Source organism: Paraburkholderia sp. ZP32-5, from assembly GCF_021390495.1.
Classification (GTDB): Bacteria; Pseudomonadota; Gammaproteobacteria; order Burkholderiales; family Burkholderiaceae; genus Paraburkholderia.
Window position 1 is genome coordinate 626340 of sequence record NZ_JAJEJP010000002.1, and the last position, 26381, is coordinate 652720.

24 protein-coding genes and 1 pseudogene are annotated in these 26381 nt (G+C 61.4%); 12 read left to right on the top strand and 13 right to left on the bottom strand.

Going from position 1 to position 26381, the window contains the following annotated elements; genetic code table 11:
• Window positions 1–217 precede the first annotated feature (217 nt).
• The 3 genes and pseudogenes from L0U82_RS21645 to L0U82_RS21660 all read left to right on the top strand — a co-directional run bounded on the left by L0U82_RS21645 (window position 218) and on the right by L0U82_RS21660 (window position 2270).
• The gene (locus L0U82_RS21645; protein ID WP_233834350.1) at window positions 218–1120 is read left to right on the top strand and encodes a glutamate/aspartate ABC transporter substrate-binding protein; all 903 of its coding nucleotides are present in this window, start codon (window positions 218–220) and stop codon (window positions 1118–1120) included.
• Between the two features lie 153 nt (window positions 1121–1273).
• Window positions 1274–1558, top strand: a pseudogene (locus L0U82_RS21650) (DUF4142 domain-containing protein); the annotation flags it as partial.
• 373 nt (window positions 1559–1931) lie between these two features.
• On the top strand, window positions 1932–2270 hold the full coding sequence (locus tag L0U82_RS21660) for a hypothetical protein (protein WP_233837439.1): 339 nt from the start codon (window positions 1932–1934) through the stop codon (window positions 2268–2270).
• Window positions 2271–2374: 104 nt separating this feature from the next.
• Here the strand turns inward: L0U82_RS21660 and L0U82_RS21665 are convergent, their stop codons facing one another.
• The 3 genes from L0U82_RS21665 to L0U82_RS21675 all read right to left on the bottom strand — a co-directional run bounded on the left by L0U82_RS21665 (window position 2375) and on the right by L0U82_RS21675 (window position 5928).
• Entirely contained in the window at window positions 2375–4174 is a 1800-nt protein-coding gene (locus tag L0U82_RS21665; RefSeq protein WP_233834351.1) for a chloride channel protein, read from the bottom strand.
• Between the two features lie 2 nt (window positions 4175–4176).
• Window positions 4177–4593: a MarR family winged helix-turn-helix transcriptional regulator gene (locus tag L0U82_RS21670; RefSeq protein WP_233834352.1), complete on the bottom strand. Its 417-nt coding sequence runs from the start codon at window positions 4591–4593 to the stop codon at window positions 4177–4179.
• A gap of 168 nt (window positions 4594–4761) precedes the next feature.
• The gene (locus tag L0U82_RS21675; RefSeq protein ID WP_233834353.1) at window positions 4762–5928 is read right to left on the bottom strand and encodes an HPP family protein; all 1167 of its coding nucleotides are present in this window, start codon (window positions 5926–5928) and stop codon (window positions 4762–4764) included.
• A 235-nt stretch (window positions 5929–6163) separates the two neighbouring features.
• On the opposite strand from L0U82_RS21675, the gene L0U82_RS21680 reads away from it, so the two are divergent.
• Window positions 6164–6481, top strand: coding sequence for a DUF1840 domain-containing protein (locus tag L0U82_RS21680; RefSeq protein ID WP_233834354.1), 318 nt, complete (start codon window positions 6164–6166; stop codon window positions 6479–6481).
• Entirely contained in the window at window positions 6478–6936 is a 459-nt protein-coding gene (locus L0U82_RS21685) for a hypothetical protein (RefSeq protein ID WP_233834355.1), read from the top strand. Before L0U82_RS21680 ends, L0U82_RS21685 begins: the two co-directional genes overlap by 4 nt.
• Window positions 6937–6961: 25 nt before the next feature.
• Here L0U82_RS21685 and L0U82_RS21690 read toward each other — a convergent pair whose 3' ends face one another.
• A complete protein-coding gene (locus L0U82_RS21690) occupies window positions 6962–7147 on the bottom strand; it encodes a hypothetical protein (protein ID WP_233834356.1) in 186 nt (61 codons plus the stop codon).
• Between the two features lie 167 nt (window positions 7148–7314).
• Between L0U82_RS21690 and L0U82_RS21695 the strand changes: the two genes are divergently transcribed.
• Together L0U82_RS21695 and L0U82_RS21700 are read left to right on the top strand one after the other, a co-directional pair.
• Window positions 7315–9096, top strand: coding sequence for a chloride channel protein (locus tag L0U82_RS21695; RefSeq protein WP_233834358.1), 1782 nt, complete (start codon window positions 7315–7317; stop codon window positions 9094–9096).
• Between the two features lie 130 nt (window positions 9097–9226).
• Window positions 9227–9742, top strand: a complete 516-nt coding sequence (locus tag L0U82_RS21700) for a universal stress protein (protein WP_233834360.1) — start codon at window positions 9227–9229, stop codon at window positions 9740–9742.
• A gap of 73 nt (window positions 9743–9815) precedes the next feature.
• On the opposite strand, the gene L0U82_RS21705 is transcribed toward L0U82_RS21700, so the two are convergent.
• Window positions 9816–10136: a DUF1840 domain-containing protein gene (locus L0U82_RS21705; RefSeq protein WP_233834361.1), complete on the bottom strand. Its 321-nt coding sequence runs from the start codon at window positions 10134–10136 to the stop codon at window positions 9816–9818.
• A 257-nt stretch (window positions 10137–10393) separates the two neighbouring features.
• Here L0U82_RS21705 and L0U82_RS21710 point away from each other — a divergent pair, with 257 nt between their 5' ends.
• Together L0U82_RS21710 and L0U82_RS21715 are read left to right on the top strand one after the other, a co-directional pair.
• Window positions 10394–10531 (top strand): hypothetical protein, encoded by a 138-nt coding sequence (locus L0U82_RS21710; RefSeq protein ID WP_233834363.1) that lies wholly within the window; start codon window positions 10394–10396, stop codon window positions 10529–10531.
• Between the two features lie 203 nt (window positions 10532–10734).
• Window positions 10735–11202 (top strand): response regulator, encoded by a 468-nt coding sequence (locus tag L0U82_RS21715; RefSeq protein WP_233834365.1) that lies wholly within the window; start codon window positions 10735–10737, stop codon window positions 11200–11202.
• A gap of 127 nt (window positions 11203–11329) precedes the next feature.
• Here the strand turns inward: L0U82_RS21715 and L0U82_RS21720 are convergent, their stop codons facing one another.
• Complete coding sequence (locus L0U82_RS21720) at window positions 11330–12118, bottom strand: DUF4410 domain-containing protein (RefSeq protein ID WP_233834367.1); 789 nt, start codon at window positions 12116–12118, stop codon at window positions 11330–11332.
• Window positions 12119–12721: 603 nt separating this feature from the next.
• Between L0U82_RS21720 and L0U82_RS21725 the strand changes: the two genes are divergently transcribed.
• The 3 genes from L0U82_RS21725 (at window position 12722) to L0U82_RS21735 (ending at window position 15436) form a co-directional block, all read left to right on the top strand.
• Entirely contained in the window at window positions 12722–13147 is a 426-nt protein-coding gene (locus tag L0U82_RS21725) for a phasin family protein (RefSeq protein ID WP_233834369.1), read from the top strand.
• Window positions 13148–13685: 538 nt separating this feature from the next.
• Entirely contained in the window at window positions 13686–14135 is a 450-nt protein-coding gene (locus L0U82_RS21730; protein WP_233837440.1) for a DUF2844 domain-containing protein, read from the top strand.
• Between the two features lie 32 nt (window positions 14136–14167).
• A complete protein-coding gene (locus L0U82_RS21735) occupies window positions 14168–15436 on the top strand; it encodes a DUF3443 domain-containing protein (RefSeq protein WP_442793648.1) in 1269 nt (422 codons plus the stop codon).
• 73 nt (window positions 15437–15509) lie between these two features.
• On the opposite strand, the gene L0U82_RS21740 is transcribed toward L0U82_RS21735, so the two are convergent.
• From L0U82_RS21740 to L0U82_RS21770, 7 genes are all read right to left on the bottom strand, one after another.
• Complete coding sequence (locus L0U82_RS21740; RefSeq protein ID WP_233834371.1) at window positions 15510–16784, bottom strand: MFS transporter; 1275 nt, start codon at window positions 16782–16784, stop codon at window positions 15510–15512.
• A 13-nt stretch (window positions 16785–16797) separates the two neighbouring features.
• On the bottom strand, window positions 16798–17589 hold the full coding sequence (locus tag L0U82_RS21745; RefSeq protein ID WP_233834373.1) for a peptidylprolyl isomerase: 792 nt from the start codon (window positions 17587–17589) through the stop codon (window positions 16798–16800).
• 12 nt (window positions 17590–17601) lie between these two features.
• Entirely contained in the window at window positions 17602–18285 is a 684-nt protein-coding gene (gene narI, locus L0U82_RS21750; protein WP_233834375.1) for a respiratory nitrate reductase subunit gamma, read from the bottom strand.
• A complete protein-coding gene (gene narJ / locus L0U82_RS21755; RefSeq protein WP_233834377.1) occupies window positions 18282–19034 on the bottom strand; it encodes a nitrate reductase molybdenum cofactor assembly chaperone in 753 nt (250 codons plus the stop codon). Before narJ ends, narI begins: the two co-directional genes overlap by 4 nt.
• A 1-nt stretch (window position 19035) precedes the next feature.
• Window positions 19036–20562: a nitrate reductase subunit beta gene (narH, locus tag L0U82_RS21760; RefSeq protein WP_233834379.1), complete on the bottom strand. Its 1527-nt coding sequence runs from the start codon at window positions 20560–20562 to the stop codon at window positions 19036–19038.
• Window positions 20559–24368 carry a nitrate reductase subunit alpha gene (locus L0U82_RS21765; protein ID WP_233834381.1) on the bottom strand — a complete coding sequence of 1270 codons (3810 nt, stop codon included), beginning with the start codon at window positions 24366–24368 and terminating at the stop codon, window positions 20559–20561. The genes narH and L0U82_RS21765 overlap by 4 nt, the downstream gene beginning before the upstream one ends.
• A 288-nt stretch (window positions 24369–24656) precedes the next feature.
• The gene (locus L0U82_RS21770) at window positions 24657–26264 is read right to left on the bottom strand and encodes a hypothetical protein (protein WP_233834382.1); all 1608 of its coding nucleotides are present in this window, start codon (window positions 26262–26264) and stop codon (window positions 24657–24659) included.
• Between the last annotated feature and the right edge of the window lie 117 nt (window positions 26265–26381).

Here is a 26381-nt window from a genome sequence, read left to right on the forward strand (position 1 = left end):
ACGATGTGGGCCGGTACAGTACCTGTACGGTTTCGGGGATGCTGTCCGGTACGGATAACCGTGGCCGCAACGAAGACCATCGGGCGATGCTGCAATCGCGGTTGTGACTCAGTAGTTAACATATGTTGTCGATTATTTTTTAATGGCAACATATGTAGACGGTTCGCGTAGAAGCCGGCAATTCCTGACACAGATACCGCACGATTGGAGAGAGCCCATGAAAGTAATGAATTGGCCCGCTGTCGCGGTGCTCGCCGCCGCGATATCGGCGAGTCCCGGCGCGTTCGCGCAGGACGCAACGTCCACGCTCGCGAAAATCCAGCAAAGAGGCGTGATCGCGATCGGCCATCGTGAAACGTCGGTGCCGTTTTCGTATGTCGATGCAAACAATCAGGTGATCGGGTTTTCGCAGGATCTGTGCAACAAGGTGATCGACGCGGTGAAGGCGAAAACCCGACGCGCCGATCTGAAGGTGCGCTTTATTCCGGTCACGTCGCAAAACCGTATTCCGCTGGTGCAGAACGGCACCGTCGACCTCGAATGCGGCGTGACGACCAATCTCGCCGCGCGCCAGAATCAGGTGACGTTTGCCGATACGTTCTTCGTCGCGACGACACGTCTGCTCACGCGCAAGGATTCCGGCATCAAGGACTTCCCGGATCTCGCGGGCAAAACCGTGGTGACCAATCAGGGCACGACGTCCGAGCGCATCCTGCGCAAGATGAATGAAGAGCGGAAGATGAACATGCAGATCATCAGCGCGAAGGACTATGGCGAGGGGCGTCTCACGCTCGAAAGCGGGCGCGCTGCTGCGTACATGATGGACGACGTGCTGTTGGCCGGCACGCGCACGCTGACCGCGAAGCCGTCGGACTGGATCATCACCGGCACGCCGCAGTCGTCGGAAGCGTATGGCTTTATGCTGCGCCACGGCGATACCGAGTTCAAGAAACTGGTCGACGGCACGCTCGGACAGGCGATGAAAGGGCCGGAAATCCAGACCATGTACGACAAATGGTTTATGAAGCCGGTGCCGCCGAAGAACATCAGCTTCGACTTTCCGATGACCGATTCGCTGAAGCAGCTCTATGCGGCGCCGAACGACAAGGCGCTCGAATAACGATGCTTTCGGCTTGAAGATAGCGCGCTCGTTGTCGCGAGCGCGGTCCGCTTCGACGATTGCCGTTGTACGCGCAAAACGGGAACAGCGTCTTTTCACGTGACATCCAACTCCATATCAACCGGCACATTCGCGCCCCGGTTCTGGAGACATGTGAAACAGGGCCGCGACGACAATCTTGCCCAATTGAAAACGCTGCAGGGCGCGGCGTTCGACCGGGCCTATATCGATCATGAAGTGGCCTATCATGAAAGTGTGCTCGATGCGCCCGACAACACGCTGATTCCCAGCGCGCGGAACCGCGAATTGAAGGTGCTTCTCGTCAAGGTGCGGCCGGCTTTCGTCGCGCATCTGGAGCATGCGAAGCATCTGCAGGCGGAACTGGGCAAGCGCATGGCTAAGCATCATCGATGCGGCGCTGGTATCGCCCGCGCGTGAAGGGCTTCGCGGGCCATGCGTGGGTGATCGCATTCATCGGCATATCCATCGGTGCATTGACGGCCATGATGTCGCCGGCCAACAGCATTGCCGCGCCCAAAACCTGCTACATCGTGATCGGCGGATGCGCTTCAATCCGCCGATGTTGACGGTGCATCGCGGCGACAGGATCGAGTGGATGAACAAGGATCTATTCGCACACACGGCGAGCGCGACATCGCGCATTCGGCCGGGCTCGATTCGAGCGCGGCGTGTTTTAGCGTGCACCGATCGCGCCGCGCGACTGGCCAGGAGGTGCAAAGTGATTACGTTGAATCGCCCTACGAAAGGCAGGCCTGTTTTCGTCGGCGGAATCATTCGCTGCATGCCGCTTATGTTGGGCATGTTTGTGCTGGCCGCGAATGTCGGCGCCGAACAGCGCACGATCACGATCGTATCCGGCACCTATGGGCAGAACTGCGGCGCGGCGCGCGGCAACCTGACTCGCGATGTCGCGCGTCATTGCAACGGTCGCGAGAGTTGCGGCTATGCGGTGCCGGGACTGCAGGCGGGGCCGCATAAAGACAGCATCGCCGGTACGTGCCGGCGCGATTTTCTTGCCGAATGGCATTGCGATAACGCCGAGTTTCATAGCGCGGCACTGGGCGCTGGCGCGAAATCGGGCGATACACTCGTGCTCAGTTGCGTCGAGTCGCGCGGTGCCGGCAAATAGTGGCAGTCGCAACGAAGAGTACTGCTCTGCCATCACCCGGCACACAAACAGAAAGGCCGAGACCATCACTGGCCTCGGCCTTTTATTCGCCCATTGCAGTGCTTTTAGCCGGCTTTGCGAACCGGCGCAAAGCGCCGTTTTCCAAGCGACGGCCCGATGCGCCGGAAGCGCTCACGCTTGTGCTCTTCCTCGAAGTGCGCAAGCGACGGCTTGACCAGATCGCTGCGCGACACGATGCCGACCAGATGCATGCTCTTGCGGTCGGCCACTACCGGCAGACGTTCGAGGCCAAGTACCGCGAGCCGCGTTGCGACGAGCCGGCAGGTTTCGGATGGCAATGCAAAAGCAGGGTTCTGCTGCGCGAATACGTCGGCGAGCGTCATCGCGCGCTTGTGTTGCGCGTCGTCGGCGCAGAACTGTTCGAGCAGCGCGCGATCGGCCACGCCGATCACCGCGCCGTCGCGCACGACAGGGTAGGCGCGACGCAGCTGGTTTGCACCGAACAGCGTTTGCAGCGTGTCGCCGACCGTCTTGCCGGAGTCGATCGATTCGACCGATGCGGTCATCACTTCATCGACATAGTGACGCTCCAGCGGATCGACGCCGTACTCGCGATAGATGTGATAGCCGCGGCGCGCGATCTTCTCGGTCATGATCGAACGGCGCATCACCACCGTCGAGAAGCCGTGCGCGATCAGCGTGGCGGTCAATAGCGGCAGCAAGGCATTGCTGTCGTGTGTCAGGCCGAAGGCGAACACGATGGCGGTGAGTGGCGCGCCGAGCGTCGCACCGAGTGTCGCGGCCATGCAGACGAGCGGCCACAACGCCGGTTCGCTGCCAGGCAACCAGTGCGCGAGCACGGTGCCGAGGCCGGCGCCGAGCATCAGCAGCGGCGCGAGCACGCCGCCCGAGGTGCCGGAGCCGAGCGCGATGACCCACATCACGGCCTTCACCGCGAGCAGCAGCAGCGCGACTTGCACCGCAATGTGCTGATGCAGCAGATCGCCAATTACGTCATAGCCGACACCGAGCGCGCGCGGTTCGAGCCATCCGCCGATCCCGACGACGATGCCGCCGAGCGCCGGCCACCACATCCAGTGGATCGGCAGTTTGCCGAACAGGTCTTCGACTTTATAGAGCGCGGCGGACAGGCCCGATGCGAGCGCGCCCGACAGCACGCCGGCAATCGCGCAGGAAACCAGCGACCAGCCGTCCGGCGCGGCGGTTTGCAGCGGAAACAGCGGACCGGTACCGAAGAAAAGCGCGCGCGCGAAACCGGCGACCGCGCAGGCGATCGCGACCGGCAGGAAACTGCGCGGGCGCCATTCGAACAGCAGCAGTTCGACGGCGAGCAGCACGGCCGCCACCGGCGTGCCGAACACCGCGGTCATGCCCGCGGCGGCGCCGGCGACGAGCAGCGTCTTGCGTTCCGCCGAGGTGACCTTCACGCACTGCGCAATCAGCGAGCCGAGAGCACCGCCGGTCATGATGATCGGGCCTTCGGCGCCGAACGGTCCGCCGCTGCCGATCACGATGCCCGACGACAGCGGTTTGAGCACGGCGACCTTCGGCGACATCTTGCTCTTGCCGAACAGGATCGCCTCGATCGCTTCAGGAATGCCATGGCCGCGGATTTTCTCGGAGCCGAAACGCGCCATCATCCCGACGATCAGCCCGCCGATCACCGGCACGCCGATCACCCACAGCCCGAGCGTATTGGTGGCAGGCGAGCGTTCGACGAACGACAACGTGCCGAAGAAAAACAGATTGGTGAACAGCCGGATCAGGTTCAGCAAGACGAAAGCGGCAAGCGTGCTGATCAAACCGATACATGCAGCCAGCGCGAAAATGCCGGGCAGCCGCGCGTTGGCCGAAAAGTCGCGCTTGTGGGAATCCATACTCATGGTTATTCGAAGTCGATCTGTGGAATCTGAAAGGAACCTTCGAGCGATTTCAGCTCCGCGCGGTGCAACTCCGCGAGCCGCTCGAGTACTCGTTCGCCTGCTTTTTCGAGGTGAACCTCGACCTGCCGGCGGTCGGTTTCGCTGATCTGCCGGCGCACGAGATTCAGCGCCTCGCAGCGCGACACCAACGCAACGACGCCGTGATGCTGCGCCTGAAGCCGCTCGGCCAGTTCGCCGACGGTTGCCCAATCGCGCTCCGGGTAACCTTTGATATGCAGCAGCAACAGGTATTGCAGCGGCGTAATGCCTTCGTTTTGCGCGGCCTGTTCAGAAAACCGCTCGAAACGCCGCATCTGATAGCGAAACTCCGACAGCTGCTCGAAGTCGCGCTTGTTCAGTCCGCGAGTCCGTACTTTCATTGGATGTCCCGCCATGTGAGGAAATCCAAAAATGTATCACATAATGATGTATATGCGGAATCTCTTTCGGTGCGCTCGCTTTAGCGTTGGTGTTTAGCGTTTAGCGGCGCGGCCTGCTTCGCGTGATGCTTTCGGTCTGCTTTCGCGGCGTGTTTCGCTTTCGCGAAATCACGCTATCCGGCGGGCTGTCGCGACGGTTTGCCGGTAAAGGCCGGCGATCAGATCCGCCTGCGTGATCATGCCGACTACCCGCTCCGCGTTGTCGAGTACCGGTACGTGGTGGTGGCCGAAGTTCGCGAACATCGGCACGAGTTCGGTAATCGGCTCGGTCGCCTTGACGCAGCAAACTTCGGTGGTCATCACGTTGCCGATGTTTATTGTGCGAAGCGTGTCGCCGCGCAGCCAGCCGTCGAGGTAACGGATGATCGGCCCGAGGGGCCCAAAACTTCTCTTGTCGACGAAATCGACGCGCGTGACGATGCCGACCAGCTTCTGGCCGGCGTCGACCACCGGCAGCGCCTTCACCTTGTTGCGCTTGAACAGGGCCCACGCGATGCTGGCGCGCGTAGTCGCCGATACCGACACGACATGGCGCGACATGATGTCTTCGCAGCGCAGTTCGTCGAAGCTGCGCGAAAACGCCTGCAACTGCGTTTCGCGCAACAGCGAATAGAGGTCGTCGGGATCGATGGGGAGCAGTTCATCGCGGCGGCCGAGCACGGCTTTCACATCGGCGCGCGTGAAGCCGACGCGCGACGCTTCGTCGGCGGCCTGGCTGGCGGTGGCGCGATCCTGTCCGCCCACGTGCGGATAGCGATGGCCAGTGGCCGCGTGATAGAGGAGCGCCGCGAGCAGCAGCGCGGCCGACTGGATCGCGATGGGTTCGAGCACGAACCGATAGCCGAGCGCATGAATGACGGGGCCGCCGAGCACCGCGGTCAACGCCACCGCTCCCGACGGCGGGTGTACGCAGCGCAGCGCGAACATCCCGCCAATCGACAGCGCAACCGCCGACGCGGCGGCAAGAGTCGGATCGCCGATCAACAGCGCGCAGGTTACGCCGATCGTCGAGGACACCAGATTACCGCCGATGATCGACCACGGTTGCGCGAGCGGACTCGCGGGCACCGCAAATAGCAGCACGGCGGACGCGCCCATCGGCGCGACCAGCAGCGGAATATTCGCGCTGGGCCCAAGCAGCAGGTACATGAGCCCGCCGGTGAACGCGATACCGAGCAGTGCGCCGACACATGAACGCGCACGCTCGTGCCATTTCACGGCGACCGGTGCGGGCAGGAAACTGGAAAGCCAGCCAAGAACGAGGGTACGGGACAAGATGAGTGCGGAAGTAGTCGATTGTGCCGGGGCCGACATTACCGGGGAAACCCTGGCAACGCGAATACAGTGTGGTCATGATTATATTTCAATATGATATAAAACCGCGCTTTCGCATGATGCGCTGCGGAAGAATGGGCCGTTGGGCTCTCTTATCATGTTGTGATATAAAATATCGACAAGGGGCGACACAAGCTGCATTCGGTTTGTTTCGTACATCGATAAAGGAGCCATCATGATGATCACTTTTCAATCGACGGCGTCACCGGATGTCGTGATGCTCAGAGACCTCGCTCAATATCTGCTGGGACTGATCGGCAAGCGGCTCGGCGAACGCGGCGTCATTACGCACGATGAACTCCCGCACGCAATCGATCGCCTCGAAGCGGCGATCACCGATGACGCGACCGTGGAAGCCACCGCGGAAGCGTTGCATTGTTCGCCCGGCAATCATCGCGAGTCGCATAACCGGCTTTCGCAACGCGCATGGCCGTTTCTCGACATGATGCGCGCGGCGCGCGAACGCGATGTGGACATCATCTGGGGACTTTGAACCTATTGCGCAGGGCTTTTTTATCCGCCCGGTCCGGTTTGCGTGACGGCAATGAAGCCAACGTAGCCGATAAAGGATCGACGATGAAACGACGTTCATCGCGGCGACGTTACGCTGTCGCGCTCGCGGCGGCTTGCGTTGTTCCCGCAGCGTACGCGTGCGAACCCGCGCGCTTCAGCGGCCGATACGAACGACCGGCAGGCGCGCATGATCAATGGACGCGTTTTGCAGCGGGCGGCTCCAGGCTGGCCACCGAATATTCCGCTGGTGTTCCGATCACCGTGATCGGCAGCTACGGCGGCACCGTGCTCGATCTTCTATCCGATGGCAACGTGGTGCTCGTGAAATGGCCGGAAGATTCGCCGCACGAAAAATGGCGCGGGCAATGGCACAGCACACCCGTCAATTCCGAAGCAGACGGGGCTCATATTTTCTTTCTCTGGCCCGACTCATAGCGCCACCTCGCCGCGACCCGCCAACTCAGGTAAACAGCGGCACCGCTTCAATCAACGCAAATCCGAGCAGCGCGCCCAGTGTTGCCCCCACTAGCCGGGGATGCAACCGCTGGAGGTGGAGTCTGTCGAGCAGTCCGCCGATCAGAATGATGCCGAGAAACGCAAAGGCAAACACCAGGTAGCTGATTTCGAAGTCGTTGTTGATGACCATCGGGCACCTCCCGTGCGTAGTGCAATACGAACACGCAATCGCGCGTGCTGGCTTGTTACGTCGATTGCTTACCGGTTAGTATATATCACAGCGTGATCTATATCGAGCAATAGCAACGGCGAGCAGATCGAGGCTTTTCATCCCGAGAACGAGGAGCGGCAGTGCAGATGAATGAGTCAAAAGGCGATTTCGCCACCGATACCCGGCTTCTGCGAATCACGGTCATTGCCGCTGTCGTCGGCATGCTGAGCACGTTTGCCGCCGAGTTCCTGCTGCATCTGATTCGCCTGTTTACCAATCTGTTCTTCTTTCAGACGCTCTCGATCGCGAATAACTCGCCCGCCGGCAACACGCTGGGGCTTTGGGTAATCGCGATGCCCGTCGTGGGCGGTCTGATCGTCGGCTTTATCGCGCGCTACGGTTCGGAGCAGATTCGCGGCCACGGTATCCCGGAGGCGATCGAGGCCATCCTGTTCGGCAAGAGCAAGATGTCGCCGAAAGTGGCCGTGCTGAAACCGCTGGCCTCGGCGGTCGCGATCGGCAGCGGCGGACCGTTCGGCGCGGAAGGGCCGATCATCATGACGGGCGGCGCGCTCGGTTCGTTGATCGCGCAGTTCTTCCATCTGTCGAGCGGCGAGCGCAAGACGTTGCTGGTGGCCGGCGCGGTCGCCGGCATGACCGCGGTATTCGGCACGCCGGTGGCCGCCGTGCTGCTCGCGGTGGAGTTGCTGCTGTTCGAATTGAGGCCACGCAGCCTGCTGCCTGCCGCGGTTTCGTGCGCGGTGGCGGGCTTTTTACGACCGCTGCTGATGGGCAGCGGCCCGCTTTTTCCACTGCAGACGCTGCCGCTCGGCGCGCTCGGACTCGCTTCGTGCGCGCTCGCGGGGCTGATTGCCGGCGCGCTGTCGTGGGGATTGTCGACGTGGCTCTATAAGGTCGAAGATGCCTTCGCACGGTTGCCGTTTCACTGGATGTGGTGGCCCGCGCTCGGCGGTCTCGCGGTCGGAATCGGCGGCTATTTTCAGCCCCGCACACTGGGCGTCGGCTATGACGTGATCGGCGATCTGCTGATGAATCACCTGGCCGTCGGTGTCGTGCTGGCGATCGTGCTGGTCAAGGCGGTGATCTGGGTGATCGCGCTGGGCTCGGGCACGTCGGGCGGCGTGCTTGCACCGTTGCTGATGATGGGCGCGGGCGTCGGCGCGCTGCTGGGTCCGGCGATGCCTGGCGGCGACCCCGCGATCTGGCCGTTGATCTTTATGGCGGCGTCGCTCGGCGGCATGATGCGTGCGCCGATCATGGCCGTCGTGTTCGCGTTCGAACTGACGCACGACGCGAATGCATTGCTGCCGCTGCTGACCGCCGCGGCGGTTTCGTACGGCTTTACCGTCGTCTTTATGCGCCGCTCGATTCTGACCGAGAAGATTGCGCGACGCGGCTACCACATCTACCGCGAGTACGGGATCGATCCGCTCGAACGTCATCACGTGAATGAGGTCATGACGCGTACCGTCAAGACGATCGATGCCGATCTTGGCGTCGCCGACGCGCTCGCGCAGCACTTTGGCCCGAGCCAGGCGCATCGCGCGTATCCGGTGGTGCGGGCGGGCCGCCTCGTCGGCATGGCGGATCGGCAGCGGCTTGCCGATGCGCTCGAAAATGGCCAGGCGACACTAGCGGTTGGCGATCTGTACGCCAATGAGCGGCTCGAAATCGCGCTGCCGGATGAGACCTGCCGGCATGTCGCCGCGCGTCTTGCCGCGCGTTCGCTGGATCGCGTGCCGGTGGTGGCCGACGAATCCGCTTATCAACTGGTCGGCATCGTGTCGCGGCACGATCTCGTCAAGCCGTCGTTGTCCATTTTCAACGAGGAGCGCCAGCGCGAGCGGTTCCGTCATATCTCGCTGCTTCATGGACGCGAGTCGGCTACCGCCGAGCACCACGAATAGTGCCTGCCTGGTGGAGCTTCGAGAGATTCTTTATGTACTTGCGTGGCATTTTCGTCCGGCCGTATGTATCAAGGATTGACATATACTGAATTGATGATGTGCCCGCGAAGACGGTGCAGGGAGACATGATATGTCGTGCTTTAATCGCATTCTTCTCTGTTATGACGGAACGCGTGAAGGACAGCACGCGTTGAAAGACGGCGCCGTTCTCGCGCAGGATCTCAACGCGGAAGTCCATCTGCTTTCCGTGCTCAACAATTCCGCCTGGATGCAGGGCGCCGACATCACCTCCGCGGTGCCGATGGATTTCATCAACGAGTCCGCCAAAAGTCTGCTCGACGAAGGATTGCAAAAGCTCGCCGCGAGGGGAATTCGCGCGGTGGGGCACCTCGCGATCGGCGAGCCGCTGGATCAGATTCCGTTCTTTGCCAAAGAGCTGAATGTCGATCTCGTCGTGGTGGGGCATCGTCGCGCTCATGGACTCGCACGCTGGTGGGGCGGTCGCAACGATGGTCTGCTGCTGGACAGGGTGACGTGTAGCGTGCTCGTGACGATGGGCGCGGTGGCCGATGCACCGGTGGCGGCCGCGGGTGCCGCGGGTGCAACAGGTACCGGCGAGACCGAGCGGTCCGCCGAGCATTCGTAATGCCTTGCACTAGCGTTGCATTAATGCGCTAGTGCGTTCGAAAGCGTTCGTGCGCAGCGGCTATCTTCCCGTGCTAAATCGCCCAGCTAATGTCCGCTTGACGCAGCTCGGCTTCGCGCATCATGTCGAGAAGCGGCCGGGCGCGTTGCGCGAGTCCGCTGCCGCGTTCACGCGATGCAGCCTGAGCGATGCAGTTCAGCGCGTCTTCCGCGATTTCTGCTTTTTCTTCGTTGGAAATGGCCTGCTCGATCCGGCTGATCGCGAGCGGCAGCTTGTCGTGCTGGATCACGCCGCGCTTGTCGAGGCGTTTGCCAAGCAGGCCCAGCAGATACTGCGCGAGTTCCGTCAACAACTGCACGTCGGCTGTGGCGGCCGACTGAAACGTGACCGGCATGACTGCTCCTCGAAATTGTCCGCGCCATGCGGCCACCATGACCCGGGCAAGGCCTTACGCGTGACGGACTATTCCGCTGCGAAGCTGGACGCGGTCGACTTGGGGGCGCGCGTGATCCACGTGAGCCATTCCTGTACTCAGCCGCGGACTGCTCCGCGCACGGTACTCCGCCACGTGAAGGCTCTTTTCCATAGTATGTCATAGCGTGATATGTTCAAGCGCAGCGCTTGATCGGCTGCATGACATGGAGGCACACCATGGTAGACGTCGATGAGCAATTCAAGCATCCCCAGCCCGTGAAGCACAGCGACAACGAAAAGAGCAAGCTGCCGCAGCGCGAAGACGATCAGCAGAAGCCGAGGAAGAAACCGGAGGGCGAGCCGCCGGTTGAATGAGGCGGGGCGGCGGTTGGCGATTTGCCCGGTTTGAATGATCGGCCATGATCCCGAGCGATGCATCGATTGGCGCAGCGGCTTCGTTGTGCGCGAGATCAAATTAGATAGGGGCGGAACGTGCCGGCGTGGATTTCCCGTTAAGCGGTCGACGCGGTACAGCACTTGCTACTCGCCTGATTAATTTTTGTCGCAGGCTGCCACGCATGTCCCGAATCCCGTCGACCTGTCACAGATGGAGTGCCCGAGAGGTTAAGCTATTGCATGAAGTGCCACGCGTCCTTGTCGTCGATGACAACGAAAACGCGGCCGAAGCGCTTGCCACCTTCCTTTCCTTTGAAGGGGTCGAAGCGCGGGCCGCGACCGGCTTTGCTCAGGCGCTGCGCTGCGTGAAAGACTGGGTGCCCGACATCGTCGTGCTCGACATCATGATGCCGGAGCACGACGGCTACGAAACCGCGAGCGCGCTGCGCGGCTATCTGCCGACGCAAAGCCTCGGCATCGTCGCGTTTACGTCGCTCGATGAGCATCACGTGAAGGAAACCGGCCGGAGCCCGCATAACTTCGATGGCTATTGCCAGAAGGGCACGACGCCGATTGCGCTGCTCGCGCTGATACGGGAGATTTGCGCGGACAAGGGGGGCGGACCCCAGCCGAGGTGGATCGCGCACTGATTTGCAACGCCAGCGATCCGATTCGCCAAAAAGCGCGCATCGATAAAAAAGCGGCGGCGTGGAGTTCGTTCCACACCGCCGCGTAAAACCGCGCTATCTACCTGCTGCCTATCGCTACTGACCGCGTTCAGCTTTTCTGCGCAGTCGAAATCCAGCCATTCTCAACGCCCATCTGCGAGATCTGTTTCGCGACCGCATCGCCGAGATGTTTCGCATCGGCCGATACACCGGCGCGTTTCGTTTCGCTGACGCCGTGCAGACCCGCGCCCGCCGCCGCGGCGGTCGCGACCGTGCCGGCCGCCGCGCCCACGCCCGCGGTTTCAACGACGCCCGGCATCTTGCCGCTGTCCGCATTGGCGTTGAAGCTTTGCACGACACGCGGCTCGCCGCCGGCCGGCTTGTAGAGGATCTGCACCGACGTCGTCACTTCGCTCTTGCCCGCGCCGAAGCCGATCAGCATGCGGCGGCGGCGGTTACCGGAGTCGATCGTCTGGAAGCTGCCTTGCACGAGCAGCACGTTCTGGTCGGCGGGCACCGGCGCATCGGTGCGCACCGCGTGCAGACCTTGCGCCTGCAACTTCTTGACGATTTCGTCGGCGACCTGTTCGCGGACTGCGTCGGCGTCGGCAACCTGCTGCTGCGCGTCGGACGAACCCGACATCTGCGTTTTCAGCTTCTGCAGCATGCCGCTATCGAGCTTGACCTGCTGCGGATCGGCCGCGAACGTGTACACGTAGATCGTGTCCGGATGCATCGTCGACTGTACGCCTGCCTGCATCGTCGCCGGTGTGTTCGCCGCGCTCATATTCGTGACGCTGGCGCCGGCGCAGCCGCTCAACAGCGCGCTGCCGCAAACAAGCGCGGTACCGATAAAACGGGTGGCGTTCTTTTGGATGAAGTTCACTGAAGTCAACATGATGATCCTGTCGTCGGCACGCGGTGCCAGTAGTCGCGAAGCCATCCGCCGATGATCGGGCAACCGTGTGATCTTCGATCATCGGCGAACGTATTCGCACGTGAAGCACCTTGATCTCATGCGTCGTTTGATTCGTAACGCACCGGCAGCGAACGAAGTATCGTCGAGTCGCCTGGGGAACTCCATTCAACAATTATTTCGCGCGATGTCACGATGAAATGAGGCCCGCGCGGCGGCCTTCGCGGCGCGGTACGACGCGAAAAAAAGTACGTCCGGCAAGGGGGAATACGTTCAGTTCAAGGCGAGCTTGATGATGCAGCAGAGGACAAACACGAGCAGAGCGGCGGCAATGGCCATGTCCAGCGGATAGCGCATTCCTTCACCCTGCACTGATGTTGCGGTGCTCCTATCCTAATCACCTGACGGAAGATGAAAAGCGCCAGTGAAGCGGCAATGTGGGACAGCCAACGTAGGCCGCCAAAGCCACGCCGGGCGGGGTTTTGGGAGCGCTTCCAGAGCTGGCGCGTACCGCGCGCCCGCTGGCGCAACGCAGCCGGATAGCGCATCATTGACCCCGTTATTCAACCGCAAGGAGGATCTCGCATGGACCGACCTGAAGCCGCCAATCCGTTTGGCGATCTCACCAAAATGCTGGAGCAGTTCAAGCTCCCGGGCTTCGACGTGCCGGCCATCATGGAAGCGCGCCGTAAGGACATGGAAGCACTGGTTCAGGCGAACCAGACGGCTTTCCAGGGCATGCAGTCGCTCGCGCAGAAGCAGGCCGACATGCTGCGCTCCACGCTCAACGAGCTGCAGGCGATAACGACACAACTGGCGGCGGCCGGTACAACACCGTCGACGAAAACCGCCGAGCTGATCCAGCAGAGTCTGCACAAATCGCTGGCCGATATGCAGCAGCTCGCGCAAGCCGCGTATCAATCGCAAGCGGAGTCGTATGCGGTCATCGCGAAACGCGTAGAGGAAAACGTGCAGGAGTTGAAATCGCTTCTGGATCAGCAGAAGAAGTAACAGCGCGCTTGCGTCTGGACAATCGATGCCGCGGACAACCCACCGGTTCTCCGCGGTATTTTTTTCAATTTCAGAAGCCGCGCGCAATGCGTTCGTAGTCAGAGGAATAAACGCGCCGGATCGCTATTTTTCGGCAGTTGCTTACATCGCGCGAATGATCCGTGAAGCGTTCGTATTTTTTACGCGACTCATTGACGTTTTTTCCCGTCGCACCGCGTTAAATATCTTCCGAAGTAGAAAGAGACGCCAAGCCATTGTCAGCTAAAGGTTTAACGTTCTTTTCACCTGCCAAATCCAGCAGCGTTCAGCGACGTCACCGCGTTCAAGTACTTAAATCACAGCGCAAACGATTGGCGCGCGGCGCGTCCTACCGCTAAAGTTTCGTCCCGTTCATCCGTAGACGCATTCACGCAGCCCGACCCGCATCGACGCAACGCGCTTTGTCCGGCCGGCTGCGTCCACTTTTAGTTTCGCGTTTTGCGATCGGTTCGATCCGCGTCGCAGGCGTTTCACCTCGAAGGGACATCTGTTGAAACCGATGCTTGTTACCCGCATTGCGTGCGCAATGCTCGGGGCGAGCTGCGCGTTGCCGCTCGCCGCGCACGCGACGCTCGGCCAGAACGCCAGCACTATCGACAGCGATCAGTCGCGGCTCCATGCAGTGGCTCGCGCGGCGACTACGCAGCATGCGTATTCGGTGCATCGGCTGACGCTGCCGTCCGGCACACAGGTGCGCGAGTACGTGGCGGCCAATGGCATCGTATTCGGCGTCGCGTGGGACGGTCCGACGCTGCCCGACCTGAAGGCGATGCTCGGCGCTTCCTTCGATACCTACGTCGCCGCGAACGCAACCCGGCGCGGCGCGCCGCTCGCGGTGTCGAACGGCGATCTGGTGGTGTTCTCGAGCGGTCATCTGCGCGCGTTCACCGGCTACGCGTATTTGCCGCGCGCGGTGCCCGCGGGCGTCGACGTCAGCGTCATCCAGTAACGGGGCGAAGCATGCGATCCAGGTCTTCGTGGATGACTCTGCTGGGCGCGACGCCGCTCGTGATTCTGGCGCTGCTGGTCAGCGCGTGCGGTGGCGGGGGTGGCGGCTCCAGCGGCGCGAGCCCGACCGCCAATTCGAGCAGCGGCTCGACTAGTTCGGCGGCCGGCCCGGGCGTCACCAACGCGTCGCCGTCGCAGCAGGCGCTGGCCGCGAACGCGGTGCGTGTGACGGTCGATTCGGGCGTGAGCAATGTGCCGAACATGCCGTTCGTCAGCATCACGATCTGCGCGCCCGGCACGAACAACTGCCAGACGATCGATCACGTGCTCGTCGATACCGGCTCATGGGGCCTGCGCATATTTGCGTCGCAATTGCCCGCGTCGATGAACCTGCCGCAGCAGAAGGACGGCTCCGGTAATCTCGTCGCCGAATGCATGCAGTTTTTCGACGGCTATACATGGGGTTCGGTAAAGCTCGCCGACATGCAGATTGGCGGCGAGAAAGCCACGTCGTTGCCGATCCAGGTGATCGACCCGGCTTACGCGTCGCTGCCCACCGATTGCGCGGCTATCGGCGCGGCGCGCAACACGCCGGCCGCATTGCAGGCGAACGGCATTCTCGGCATCGGCGTGTTCAAGCACGACTGCGGCTCCAACTGCGCGCAGCAGGCGATTCCCGCGACGTACTACGGTTGCGGCGGCGCGAACTGTACGTCGATTCCGCTTGCCGAGCAGTATCAGGTCGCCAATCCGGTGCCGTACTTTACGACCGACAACAACGGCTCGTTTCTGAGCCTGCCGACGGTTTCCGGCGGCGCGCCTTCGGTGTCGGGGCAACTCGTATTCGGTATCGGCACGCAGAGCAACAATGGGCTCGGCAATGCGCAGGTGATCGGCGTGAGTCCGTCGAACGGCACGTTCACGACCGTGCAGAACGGCACGACGTACACGCACAGTATTCTCGACAGCGGTTCGACGGGTGTGTTCTTTCAGACCACGCTGATGCCGGCCTGCGCGAATCCGAACGGTGCGTATTACTGTCCGGTGTCGATGCAGCAGTTGAGCGCGATGATCGAGGGCGTGAATGGCGCGACGAGTTCGGTGACGTTCAGCGTCGGCAATGCGGCGTCGATTGCGCAGACGTATGGCGGCGATGCGGCGTTGCCGCTGCTCGCCGGGCCGGCGTTCGTGACGTCGGCCGTGTTCGACTGGGGACTGCCGTTCTTCTATGGCCGCAATGTGTATGCGGCGATCGAGCAGCAGTCGACGCCGGGTGGTACTGGGCCTTATGTCGCGTATTGAGTGTGAGTGGGTGGTGCAAGACTGAGAAACACCCGCTACCGGTTATCGGGTAGCGGGGTTCCACCGGCCGGCGCTAACGCACAACTTCTCCCACAACCGGCGTACGTTTCACTTCCGATAGATAAATCAAAATCAGCGACACCCAGACGATGCCGTAAAGAAACATAAAGCACGTCGAGCGGATCTTGAACAGGTCGAGCAGTATGCCGAACAGAATCGGCAGCAGAAAGCCGCCCAGTCCGCCCGCGAGGCCGACGATGCCGGTCACCACACCCATGTTGTCGGCGAAATCATCGGCGACGTATTTGAATGTCGACGCCATGCCGAATGCAAACACGCCACCCAGTATGAAACTCAGCAGCACGAACGCGATCAGCGTCACGCGAATGTGCAGCGTCAGCGTGCCGTCTATCGTGTGAATGACGAAATCAGTGGGCGGATACGACAGCAGAAACAGGCATATCCACGCGACCCACAAGCCCCACCACGTGACGCTGTGCGCGCCGAAACGGTCGGCCAGTCCGCCGCCCACCGCACGCAGTATCGCGCCCGGCAGCGAAAAGCCGGCAGCGAAAGCGGACGCCATCACCAGCGACATCCCGTATTCGGCCTTCAGATACTGCGGTATCCACAGCGAGAGCGCGGTGAAGCCGCCGAACGTGATTGAGTAGTACTGGCATAGACGCCATACATGCGGATTGCGCAGCACCTTGAATGAATCAAACAACGAGCCCTGGTTTTTGCCGGCGCCGGGATCGCGCGCTGACGCGAACCAGAAGATCACGGCAGTCACCAGCAGCGCGATCGCATAGACGCGCGGCACGAAGCGCCAGCCATAAGCGGCCTGCAACGACGGCGTGACGAACAGATTCACCGCCGCGCCGACCGTACCCGCGCCGAAAAAGCCCATCGCGAAGCCGCGCCGTTCAGGCGGAAAGAAACGCGCGACATACGGCGTGCCTACCGCGAACGACGCGCCCACGCAGCCAAGAAAAAGCCCGATCAACAGAAACTGCCACAACGCGTTGGCATAGCTGACGATATAAACCGGGATCGCGCAGACGACCAGCAGCGCCGTCATCACGATGCGTCCGCCGAAACGGTCGGTCCACAAGCCGAGCGGCAGACGCATCAATGCACCCGTCAGAACGGGTGTCGAGGTCAGCAGGCCGAATTCGGTGCTGTTCAGTTGCAGATCCTCGCGCAACTGGACGCCGAGCACGCCGAACATCATCCACACGACGAAGCAGACCAGAAACGCGAGCGTGCTCGCCAGCAGTACCGACCACGCCTGCGCGGTGACACCGGGCGTCGCGCCCGGATTGTTCATGCCGCTTTGGACGCTCATAATTTTCCCTCGTTTATTGAACCAGCGGGCCGTTGACTTCGCCCAGAACCGCGCCTTCGATTCGCGCCCGCGAGGCCAGCACGTTCACATACTGCTGGATCGCCTTATGGCGCACACGCTCGCCGAGAAAGCGGGCGATATCGGCTTCGACCGATTCGAATGGAAGCCGCTCGCCTTCGACTCGCCGATCGATACGCACGATATGAAAGCCGAAGCGCGTATTGACGAGCGCCGGCAGTACGCCGATGCCTTGCGTGTCGAACAGCGAACGTTCGAATTCGGGCACGCTATCGCCGCGCAGCAACTGCCCGAGGCTGCCGCCGACTTTCGCCGAAGGACAGTTCGATAGCTCGCGCGCCGCGTCTTCGAATGTGTCCGGCGCACTGAGTACTTGTTGCAACGCGGTCTCGGCCTTGTGCCGCACCAGCGCGAGCGGCGCGCGATCGGTGACCGCGAAAAGAATGTGACTCGCGAATACGATGTCGTTGTGTCTGAAGCTCGCGGGGTGGCTTTCGTAATAGCGCTCGCAGTCCGCGCGCGTCGCCGTCGGCACGTTCAGTTCGAGTTCGAGCAATGCGTCGAGCGATGCATCGTCGAGCGTGGTGCCGTCGGCGGTCAGCTTCAATTCGAGCGCGCGTTGCCGTAGCAATTCGCGGATCACGAGCGCATGTCGTGCGGCCATTTGCGGATCGGCGGCGTCCGCTTGATGCGCGATTTCATCGTCGATCGCGGCTGTTTCGATTGCGACGCCGTTCACGCTCAATGGGTGACCGCTGGCCAGCGCGCTCTGGTCGATCGTGCTCATTGCCAGTCCCCCTTAGCGCTTGCGCACGAGTTGATACGGACGGATCAGATAAGCCACCGACGCGAATCCGCTCCAGATATGCACCATCCGCGTGAACGGCGATACGAGGAAAATCGTGAAGCCGAGCGCGATATGGATCTGATAGGTAAGCGGCACACCGACTAGCAGCCCCGCGATATTCGGCCGGAACGTGACCACGCCTTTTACGTAGTCGGTCAGTTGCTCGAACATCACGCCGTCCATATGCCGCATCGACAGCACGACCGTGCCGAGCCCGAGTGCGAGCTGCGCCCACAGCATCAGCACGATGACGATATCGGACACGCGGCTATTGCGGCGGATGCGGACATCGCCGAGGCGGCGGTGAATCAGGATCGTCAGCCCGATGATCGCGACGATGCCCGCCGTGCCGCCCGCCACCATCGCGAGCAGCTGATGCATCGACGCCGAGATAAACGGCGCGACCAGCCAGTGCGGCGCGAGAAAGCCGACGAAATGACCGCCCACCACGATCAGGATGCCCCAGTGAAACAGATTGCTGCCGAGGCGCAACGCGCCGTGCCGCAGCATCTGCGACGAATCGCTTTTCCATGTGTATTGCTCGCGGTCGAAGCGCACGAGACTGCCGAGCAGCAGCACCGCGAGGCAGATATACGGGTAGATGCCGAACACGAACTGATGGAAGTAGTCGCTCATGACCTGTTCTCCCGAGTGGTACCGCGTCCCGCCGGCGATGGGGCGCCCGGACGGCTGTCGTAAAAGTGAATGGGCGCGCTTTCGCCGCTGATGGGCGTCGCGGCGCCGACGAAGCGCACCGGCTCGTCGGCCCAGGCGGCATCGAGCGCGCGATAGTCGGCGGCGGAGGGCGGCGATTGCGCATCGTCCTCGTTCAGCGTGTCGGGTTTTTCGCCGCGGCCGAGCCCGGCGAGCGGCAACAGCGCACCGACGACAAAGCTGTACGGGCTGCCGCGTTTGGCGAGATGCGCGGTGATCGATTGCAGGATCTCGCCGGTTTCCGCGAGCAGATCGCGTGCTTCGCGCACGGGCAGACGCGACAGATATTCGAGGAACACCGGCAGATAGTCGGGCAGTTCACCCGTGCCCAGATACAGGCCATGTTCTTCGTACATCCGCTTCAGATCGACCATGGCCTGGCCGCGATCGCGCGATTCGCCATGGACATGTTCGAACAGATAAAGCGAGGTGCCACGCCCGCGATCGAATAGCGCCACGTAGTTTTCCTGCAGCGTGAACAGATCGCGTTGCGCGCAATAGTCGATGAACCGGTCGAGGCCGCCGCGCGCGTCGCGGGTCAGGCCGCGTTCGCCGTGCAGCAATTCTTGCGCTTCGGGCAATGCATCGAGCAGCGGCTGCTCCGGATAGCCGAGCAGCGCGCCCAGCACCGCATAGGTTGCGCCGGGCGGCGTGGCGTCACGAGAAGCCATGTCAGAACTCCTGGCGAATCGGGATCTTGCGGTTGCTCTTTTTCGTCGTGAACAGACTCGCTTCGGATCGTCCGTCGGAACAACCATTGCCGAATGAGAAACCGCACGACGAGCGCAGATCGAATGCGTCTTCCGCGTATTCACGGTGCGAGGTCGGAATCACGAAGCGGTCCTCGTAGTTGGCGATCGCCAGATAGCGGTACATGTCCTCGACTTGCGCGACCGTCAGACCGGCCTGCTTTAGCACGCCAGGCGCTTCGACCTGATCGACGTGGCGCGAGCGCATGAACGCGCGCATCGCGAGCAGCCGTTCGAGCGCGAGCTTGACCGGTTCTTCCTTACCCGCCGTCAGCAGATTCGCGAGATAGCGCAGCGGAATACGCAGCGATTCGATATCCGGCAGATAACCGTTCATGCCGAGATCGCCGCTATTGGCGGCCGCGTTGATTGGCGACAGCGGCGGCACGTACCAGACCATTGGCAGCGTCCGGTATTCCGGGTGCAGCGGGAAAGCGATCTTCCAGTCGATCGCCATCTTGTAGACCGGCGAACGACGCGCGCCTTCCAGCCACGCGGCGGGTACGCCGTCGCGTTCGGCCTGCGCGATTACTTCAGGATCGTTCGGGTCGAGGAACACCGACAACTGTGCTTCATACAGATCGGCTTCACTCTCGACGCTCGCCGCCTCGCTGATACGATCCGCGTCGTACAGCAGCACGCCGAGATAGCGGATGCGGCCCACGCAAGTTTCCGAGCAAACGGTCGGCTGTCCCGCCTCGATACGCGGATAGCAGAAGATGCATTTCTCCGCCTTGCCGCTGTGCCAGTTGAAATAGATCTTCTTGTACGGGCAACCGGACACGCACATACGCCAGCCGCGACACTTGTCCTGATCGATCAGCACGATACCGTCTTCCTCGCGCTTGTAGATCGACCCGGACGGACACGCGGCGACGCAGGCGGGATTCAGACAGTGCTCGCACAGCCGCGGCAGATACATCATGAAGGTGTTTTCGAACTGCCCGTAAATATCCTTCTGTATGTTCTCGAAGTTGTAGTCCTTCGAGCGTTTCTCGAACTCGCCGCCGAGAATTTCTTCCCAGTTCGGCCCCCACTCGATCTTTTCGAGCCGTTCGCCGCTGATCAGCGAGCGCGGACGCGCCACCGGCATTGCCTTCGTATCGCCGGAATCCTGCAGATGCGCGTAATCGAAAGTGAAAGGCTCGTAGTAGTCGTCGATCTCGGGCAGATGGGGATTCGCAAAGATCTGCGCGAGCAATCGCCACTTGCTGCCGAGGCGCGGTTCGATCTTGCCGTCGGCCTTGCGCTTCCAGCCGCCGCGCCAGCGGTCCTGGTTCTCCCAGTCTTTCGGATAGCCGATGCCGGGCTTCGTCTCGACATTGTTGAACCACGCGTATTCCATGCCCTCGCGGCTCGTCCACACGTTCTTGCAGGTGACCGAACAGGTATGGCAACCGATGCACTTGTCGAGATTCAGCACCATCGCAATCTGTGCGCGCACCTTCATGAGGTTTCTCCCTGTCGATGTTGATGCTCGGTAGCGGGATTGACGGGATCGGGCGGCGCATCGTCGAGCCAGTCGACGTTTTTCATCTTGCGCACGATCAGGAATTCGTCGCGGTTCGAACCGACGGTGCCGTAGTAGTTGAAGCCATAGGCCAGTTGCGCATAGCCGCCGATCATATGCGTCGGTTTCAGCGCGACGCGCGTGACGGAGTTGTGAATGCCGCCGCGCGTGCCGGTAATTTCCGAGCCCGGCGTATTCACGATCTTTTCCTGCGCGTGATACATCATCACCATGCCGTGCGGGATGCGCTGACTGACGACGGCGCGCGCGCACAACGCGCCATTGGCGTTGTAGCACTCGATCCAGTCGTTATCGACGACGCCGATCTGCCGCGCGTCGGTCTCCGATAGCCAGACGATCGGGCCGCCACGCGATAGCGTCAGCATCAGCAGATTGTCCGTGTACGTGCTGTGAATGCCCCATTTCTGATGCGGCGTAATGAAATTCAGCGCGATCTCCGGGTTGCCGTTCGAACGCGTGCCAAGCATCGTCTCGTAGTTGCCGGTTTCGATCGGCGGCTTGTACACGCATAGCGATTCGCCGAACGCGCGCATCCACGTATGGTCCTGATAGAGCTGTTGGCGGCCGCTGATCGTGCGCCACGGAATCAGCTCATGAACATTGGTGTAGCCCGCGTTATACGACACGTGTTCGGATTCGATGCCGCTCCATGTCGGCGATGAAATGATCTTGCGTGGTTGCGCCTGGATGTCGCGAAAGCGGATCTTTTCATCGGCGCGCGCGTCGGCCAGATGCGCGTGCTCGATGCCGGTCAGCGCCGATACCGCGTCCCACGCTTTTACCGCGACCGCGCCGTTGGTTTCGGGCGCAAGCGACAGGATGACCTCGGCGGCGTCGAGCGCGGTGTCGATGCGCGGTCGGCCGGCCGTGCTGTTGCCGCTATTGCCGCCGTTGCCATTACTGCCATCACTTGCGACGCGATAGTTCAGTTCGCCGAGCAGTTTGACTTCTTCCTTCGTGTCCCACGAGATGCCTTTGCCGCCGTTGCCGAGTTTGTCCATCAGCGGCCCGAGCGACGTAAAGCGGTCATACGTGGCGGGGTAATCGCGCTCGACGACGATCACGGACGGCATCGTCTTGCCCGGCACGGGTTCGCATTCGCCGTGTTTCCAGTCGCGTACCTCGAATGGCTGCGCGAGTTCTCCCGGGCTATCGTGCGCGATCGGTGCCAGCACGACATCGCGTTCGACGCCGAGTTGCCCCTCGCTGAGTTCCGAAAACCGTTTGGCGATGCCTTTGAAAATCTCCCAGTCGCTCTTCGATTGCCATGCGGGATCGACTGCGGCCGACAGCGGGTGAATGAATGGATGCATGTCGGACGTGTTCATATCGTCCTTTTCGTACCATGTCGCGGTGGGCAGCACGACATCCGAATACATGCAGGTGGTCGACATGCGGAAGTCCAGCGTGACGAGCAGATCGAGCTTGCCGCGCGGCGCCTCGTCATGCCACGCAATTTCCTCGGGGCGCTTATGGCCGGATTTAAATACCTCGTCGCCCTGCACGCCATTGGTCGTGCCGAGCAGATGTCTAAGGAAGTACTCGTGCCCCTTGCCTGACGAGCCGAGCAGGTTCGAACGCCATACGAACAGATTGCGCGGAAAATTCGCGGGACTATCGGGGTCTTCGCACGCCATGCGCAGACTGCCCGCTTTCAGTTCGCCGGCGATCTTCGCGCCGGCTTGCGCCGGGTCGTTCAGCGTGCGGCCGACATCGAGCGGATTGACCGTCAGTTGCGGCGCGGACGGCAACCATCCCATGCGCTCGGCGCGCACGTTGTAGTCGATCGGCGCGCCGTGAAAGCGCGTCTTGTCTTCGAGCGGAGAGAGCAGCGCGGTCGGATCCATCGGGTCATAGCGCCATTGGTCCGTGTGTGCGTAGAAGAACGATGTCGCGTTCATCTGGCGCGGCGGCCGGTTCCAGTCGAGCGCGAATGCAAGCGCGGTCCAGCCGGTTTGCGGACGCAGCTTTTCCTGCCCGACGTAATGTGACCACCCGCCGCCGGATTTGCCGATACAGCCGCACATGATCAACATATTGATGATCGCGCGGTACGACATGTCCATATGGAACCAGTGATTGATCCCCGCGCCGATGATGACCATCGACTTGCCCTGCGTCTTATGCGCGTTCTCCGCGAACTGCCGCGCGACATTGATCACGTCCGCGCGTTTTACGCCGGTGATCGCTTCCTGCCATGCGGGCGTGTACGGCAGATCGTCGTCGTAGCTGGTAGCAATGTGCTCGCCGCCGAGCCCTTGATCGAGACCGTAGTTCGCGACGAACAGGTCATAGACGGTGGCGACCAGCATGTCGCCGTTGCGGGTCGCGATTCGGCGCGCGCCGATCTTGCGCGACAGTGTCGACGCATGCGCGGTGTGATTGAAGTGCGGATGGCGGATATTGCCAAAGTATGGGAAAAGCACGTCGAGCGCTTCGTCGTGCGCGTCGACGAGCGTCAGCCGCGGCACGATTTCGGCACCCGTTGCCGACTGTTCTTGCAGATTCCATTTGCCCTTGTCTTCGCCTTCTTTCTGTCCCCAGCGAAAACCGGCGGAGCCGACCGGCACGACGACATCGTTGGTCCGCGTATCGATCACGACGGTTTTCCAGTCAGGATTGTTCGCCTGACCGAGCGCGTCGTCGAAGTCCGACGCACGCACGAGCCGCTCCGGCACATAGCGGCCATCGCGTTCGACGAGACGCACGAGGCACGGCATATCGGTAAAGCGGCGGCAATAGTCGGCGAAGTAATCGCTCTTGCCCGCGAGGTGAAACTCTTTGAGGATCACATGGCCCATCGCCAGAGCCAGCGCCGCGTCGGTGCCTTGCTTCGGATGCAGCCAGATATCGCCGAACTTCGCGCCTTCCGCGTAATCGGGGAAGATCGACACGATCTTGGTGCCCTTGTAGCGGACCTCGGTCATGAAGTGCGCATCGGGCGTGCGCGTTTGCGGCACGTTGGAGCCCCACATCATGATGAAGGTGGAGTTGTACCAGTCGGCCGATTCGGGCACGTCGGTCTGCTCGCCCCAGGTTTGCGGCGAGGCCGGCGGCAGATCGCAGTACCAGTCGTAGAAGCTCAGGCATACGCCGCCGATCAGCGACAGATAGCGCGAGCCCGCCGCATACGACACCATCGACATCGCGGGAATCGGCGAAAAACCCACCACGCGGTCGGGGCCATGATGCTTGACCGTATAGACATTGGCGGCGGCGACGATCTCGTTGACTTCATCCCATGTGGAGCGGATAAAACCTCCGAGCCCGCGTCGCATCTGATAGCCGCGCCGCGCGGCTTCGTCCTCGACGATCGATTGCCACGCTTGCACCGGATCTAGCGTCTGGCGCCGCTCGCGCCATAGCTTGACGAGCGCGCTGCGCACCAGCGGATATTTGAGGCGGTTCGCGCTATACAGATACCACGAGTACGACGCGCCGCGGGAGCATCCGCGCGGCTCGTGGTTGGGCATGTCGGGGCGGGTGCGCGGATAGTCGGTCTGCTGGGTTTCCCACGTGACGATGCCGCCTTTCACGTAGATTTTCCAGGAGCACGAACCCGTGCAGTTCACGCCATGGGTGGAGCGTACGATCTTGTCGTGCTGCCAACGTTGTCGATACGCGTCTTCCCACTTTCTGTCTTCATCGGTGACGGCGCCGTGACCGTCCGAAAATTGCGTGCGGGTCGTCGTGAAGTAACGCAACCTGTCCAGAAAATGGCTCATGGCAATCCTGTGCCGGTTGGGGAACGTTCACAAACATTAAAGGATGGGGAGCCAGATAAGTAAAGTTGACGTGGGAATTAACTGGATGCTTTGATCCTGATTCAATTACTTCATGTTTTGCCATCATCGAGATGGCGTTGAAACGTCGCAGCGTGTAGGTATTGCCGCGGACGCGGTGTGGTGGGCCGATACGGTCGTGTTACGGTTGTCTTGCGGTCGACTTGCGACATGCGGAATGAATTTGAGTATCGCTGTTCAGACAGGAGCGACCGCTGCCGTCAATTCCTTTCAGGCCGCATCAGGGGGCGGTCCCATTTGCTTTCGCGCTTCGTCGATCAACGCGCGCGAGGCGGGCCAGTCCTCCATCACGCGATCCGCTTTTTCATGGATACGCTCCGGGGTGGCCTGATGAAACGCCATCCACATGCGGGAGGATGCCGAAGCAACGCGATCGGCGGTGAGTAGAACGTGCCCGATAATGCCGCGGGCTGCCCAGTGCGCGACTTTCAATGCCTCGAGTTCTCTGACCAGTGGTTCTTCGTTGGTCCACATCCAGTTCGCAATCGGCAGGCGGAGGTCGTCGACGATGCTGTATTGCCCCGTTCCGCGATCCTCGACAAACGAGAGTTTGGCGAACTCCTTGGCGCCCGCCGCGAGCGGATAGCCAGTCTGGAACGGACCGCCGATCAGCACGCGAAACAGTGGCTCGTCGTAGATGAGCGTCGTCGATAATTGTTTGAGCGTTTGTATCTCGCTGTGAGTGAGCCTCGCGGACAACACATTCAGCAGCTCTTCTTCCACCAGGCCGTTGAATTCCTGATTTCCATCGGGCTGATCGCGAAGTCTCAATGCGATTTTCTCTAACCAGAACGGGTGGCCGAACGTGGCAGCGCTGATCGCGCGCTGAAGGTCGCGATTTGCAATGCCGAAGCTCGCCAGCAACTCGTGTGACGCAGCATCCGAAAGCGGCTCAAGCTCGATAAATTTGACCTCGATTTTGCGGGCCAGACGATCCCATCGACTCAGGCAGGCATCGGCCATCACGAACAGTGCATCGCTACGGGAAGCGATCAGCGTGTCGATTGCGTTGTCCAGTGGGAACGCGGTCCGCATCTTCTGTTCGGTTTCGTTGCCCCAAAACGGTTGATGCCGCGATGACAGGATGACGAGCCTGACAGGCTGATTCGTGATGAGGTACAGCTTGATATCGTCAGCGAGAAACCGCGGCAGCGAGGCTGCAATGGCAGTGGGCGATTGCTTTGAAAGGGCTTGCAGGGAGTTCAGAAGTTCGGTCTTGCGCTCCGGGTTCAGTTGGCTCTTCGCGTTCAGCACGCCGATATAGCTGGCGAATTTTTCTACCCTTTTTTCAAACTGTTTATCCAGCGACTTCAGAATCTGTTTTCTGCACCACTCCGCGACCGGTCCGGCAGCGAGGGCAAGAGGGCCATGAGCCATCGCGACGGACGCTGCCAGCCCCAGCGATGAAGTCAGCAGCGTTCTGAAGATGGTCGAACCGAACGAAGCGGACAACGCCTTGAAATCGGTGGCCTGCGCACTGGCCTTTGCTTTTCCATACAGTTTTCTTTTGTACTGGTAGGCGGCGAGGTCGAAAAATTCGGCACGGAAAATCGCTCCTTTGTCTTTTGCGGCGGCCGCTATGCGCATGCGCAGATCGATCATCGCGTCTTGTGGCTTGTCGAGATAGCTGGTTTGCCAGTCCTCCCGGATCACGATCACATTGTCCCGAACCTTGAGATCGCTCTCCAGGTTGTCGAGCAGCCAGCGTTTCCCTATTCCGTGAGGGCCGTGTACGACGATCAGGCGCGGATACTCGAAATGATCGACGTGCGTGAGAATGCTTTGCCGTACTTCGCTTCTTTCGAGTTCCTGGCTCATAGGATCACCACGCTGCGTGGTTCGACATGCCTGTTACGGTGATGGGAACGTCTTCGGCCAGGAGAGAGGCTGGCCAGACGTGCGGGCCTCGCGGCGGCCGTTGCATGCGGCGGCCCT

Coding starts and splice junctions, on each gene's coding strand:
- L0U82_RS21715 (WP_233834365.1), top strand. CDS start 10,735: ATGTCCCGAATCCCGTCGACCTGTCACAGATGGAGTGCCCGAGAGGTT.
- L0U82_RS21705 (WP_233834361.1), bottom strand. CDS start 10,136: ATGCCGGTCACGTTTCAGTCGGCCGCCACAGCCGACGTGCAGTTGTTG.
- narJ (WP_233834377.1), bottom strand. CDS start 19,034: ATGGCTTCTCGTGACGCCACGCCGCCCGGCGCAACCTATGCGGTGCTG.
- L0U82_RS21765 (WP_233834381.1), bottom strand. CDS start 24,368: ATGAGCCATTTTCTGGACAGGTTGCGTTACTTCACGACGACCCGCACG.
- L0U82_RS21645 (WP_233834350.1), top strand. CDS start 218: ATGAAAGTAATGAATTGGCCCGCTGTCGCGGTGCTCGCCGCCGCGATA.
- narI (WP_233834375.1), bottom strand. CDS start 18,285: ATGAGCGACTACTTCCATCAGTTCGTGTTCGGCATCTACCCGTATATC.
- L0U82_RS21740 (WP_233834371.1), bottom strand. CDS start 16,784: ATGAGCGTCCAAAGCGGCATGAACAATCCGGGCGCGACGCCCGGTGTC.
- L0U82_RS21710 (WP_233834363.1), top strand. CDS start 10,394: ATGGTAGACGTCGATGAGCAATTCAAGCATCCCCAGCCCGTGAAGCAC.
- L0U82_RS21745 (WP_233834373.1), bottom strand. CDS start 17,589: ATGAGCACGATCGACCAGAGCGCGCTGGCCAGCGGTCACCCATTGAGC.
- L0U82_RS21735 (WP_442793648.1), top strand. CDS start 14,168: ATGACTCTGCTGGGCGCGACGCCGCTCGTGATTCTGGCGCTGCTGGTC.
- L0U82_RS21670 (WP_233834352.1), bottom strand. CDS start 4,593: ATGAAAGTACGGACTCGCGGACTGAACAAGCGCGACTTCGAGCAGCTG.
- L0U82_RS21680 (WP_233834354.1), top strand. CDS start 6,164: ATGATGATCACTTTTCAATCGACGGCGTCACCGGATGTCGTGATGCTC.
- L0U82_RS21665 (WP_233834351.1), bottom strand. CDS start 4,174: ATGAGTATGGATTCCCACAAGCGCGACTTTTCGGCCAACGCGCGGCTG.
- L0U82_RS21690 (WP_233834356.1), bottom strand. CDS start 7,147: ATGGTCATCAACAACGACTTCGAAATCAGCTACCTGGTGTTTGCCTTT.
- L0U82_RS21725 (WP_233834369.1), top strand. CDS start 12,722: ATGGACCGACCTGAAGCCGCCAATCCGTTTGGCGATCTCACCAAAATG.
- L0U82_RS21700 (WP_233834360.1), top strand. CDS start 9,227: ATGTCGTGCTTTAATCGCATTCTTCTCTGTTATGACGGAACGCGTGAA.
- L0U82_RS21770 (WP_233834382.1), bottom strand. CDS start 26,264: ATGAGCCAGGAACTCGAAAGAAGCGAAGTACGGCAAAGCATTCTCACG.
- L0U82_RS21660 (WP_233837439.1), top strand. CDS start 1,932: ATGTTGGGCATGTTTGTGCTGGCCGCGAATGTCGGCGCCGAACAGCGC.
- narH (WP_233834379.1), bottom strand. CDS start 20,562: ATGAAGGTGCGCGCACAGATTGCGATGGTGCTGAATCTCGACAAGTGC.
- L0U82_RS21695 (WP_233834358.1), top strand. CDS start 7,315: ATGAATGAGTCAAAAGGCGATTTCGCCACCGATACCCGGCTTCTGCGA.
- L0U82_RS21720 (WP_233834367.1), bottom strand. CDS start 12,118: ATGTTGACTTCAGTGAACTTCATCCAAAAGAACGCCACCCGTTTTATC.
- L0U82_RS21730 (WP_233837440.1), top strand. CDS start 13,686: ATGCTTGTTACCCGCATTGCGTGCGCAATGCTCGGGGCGAGCTGCGCG.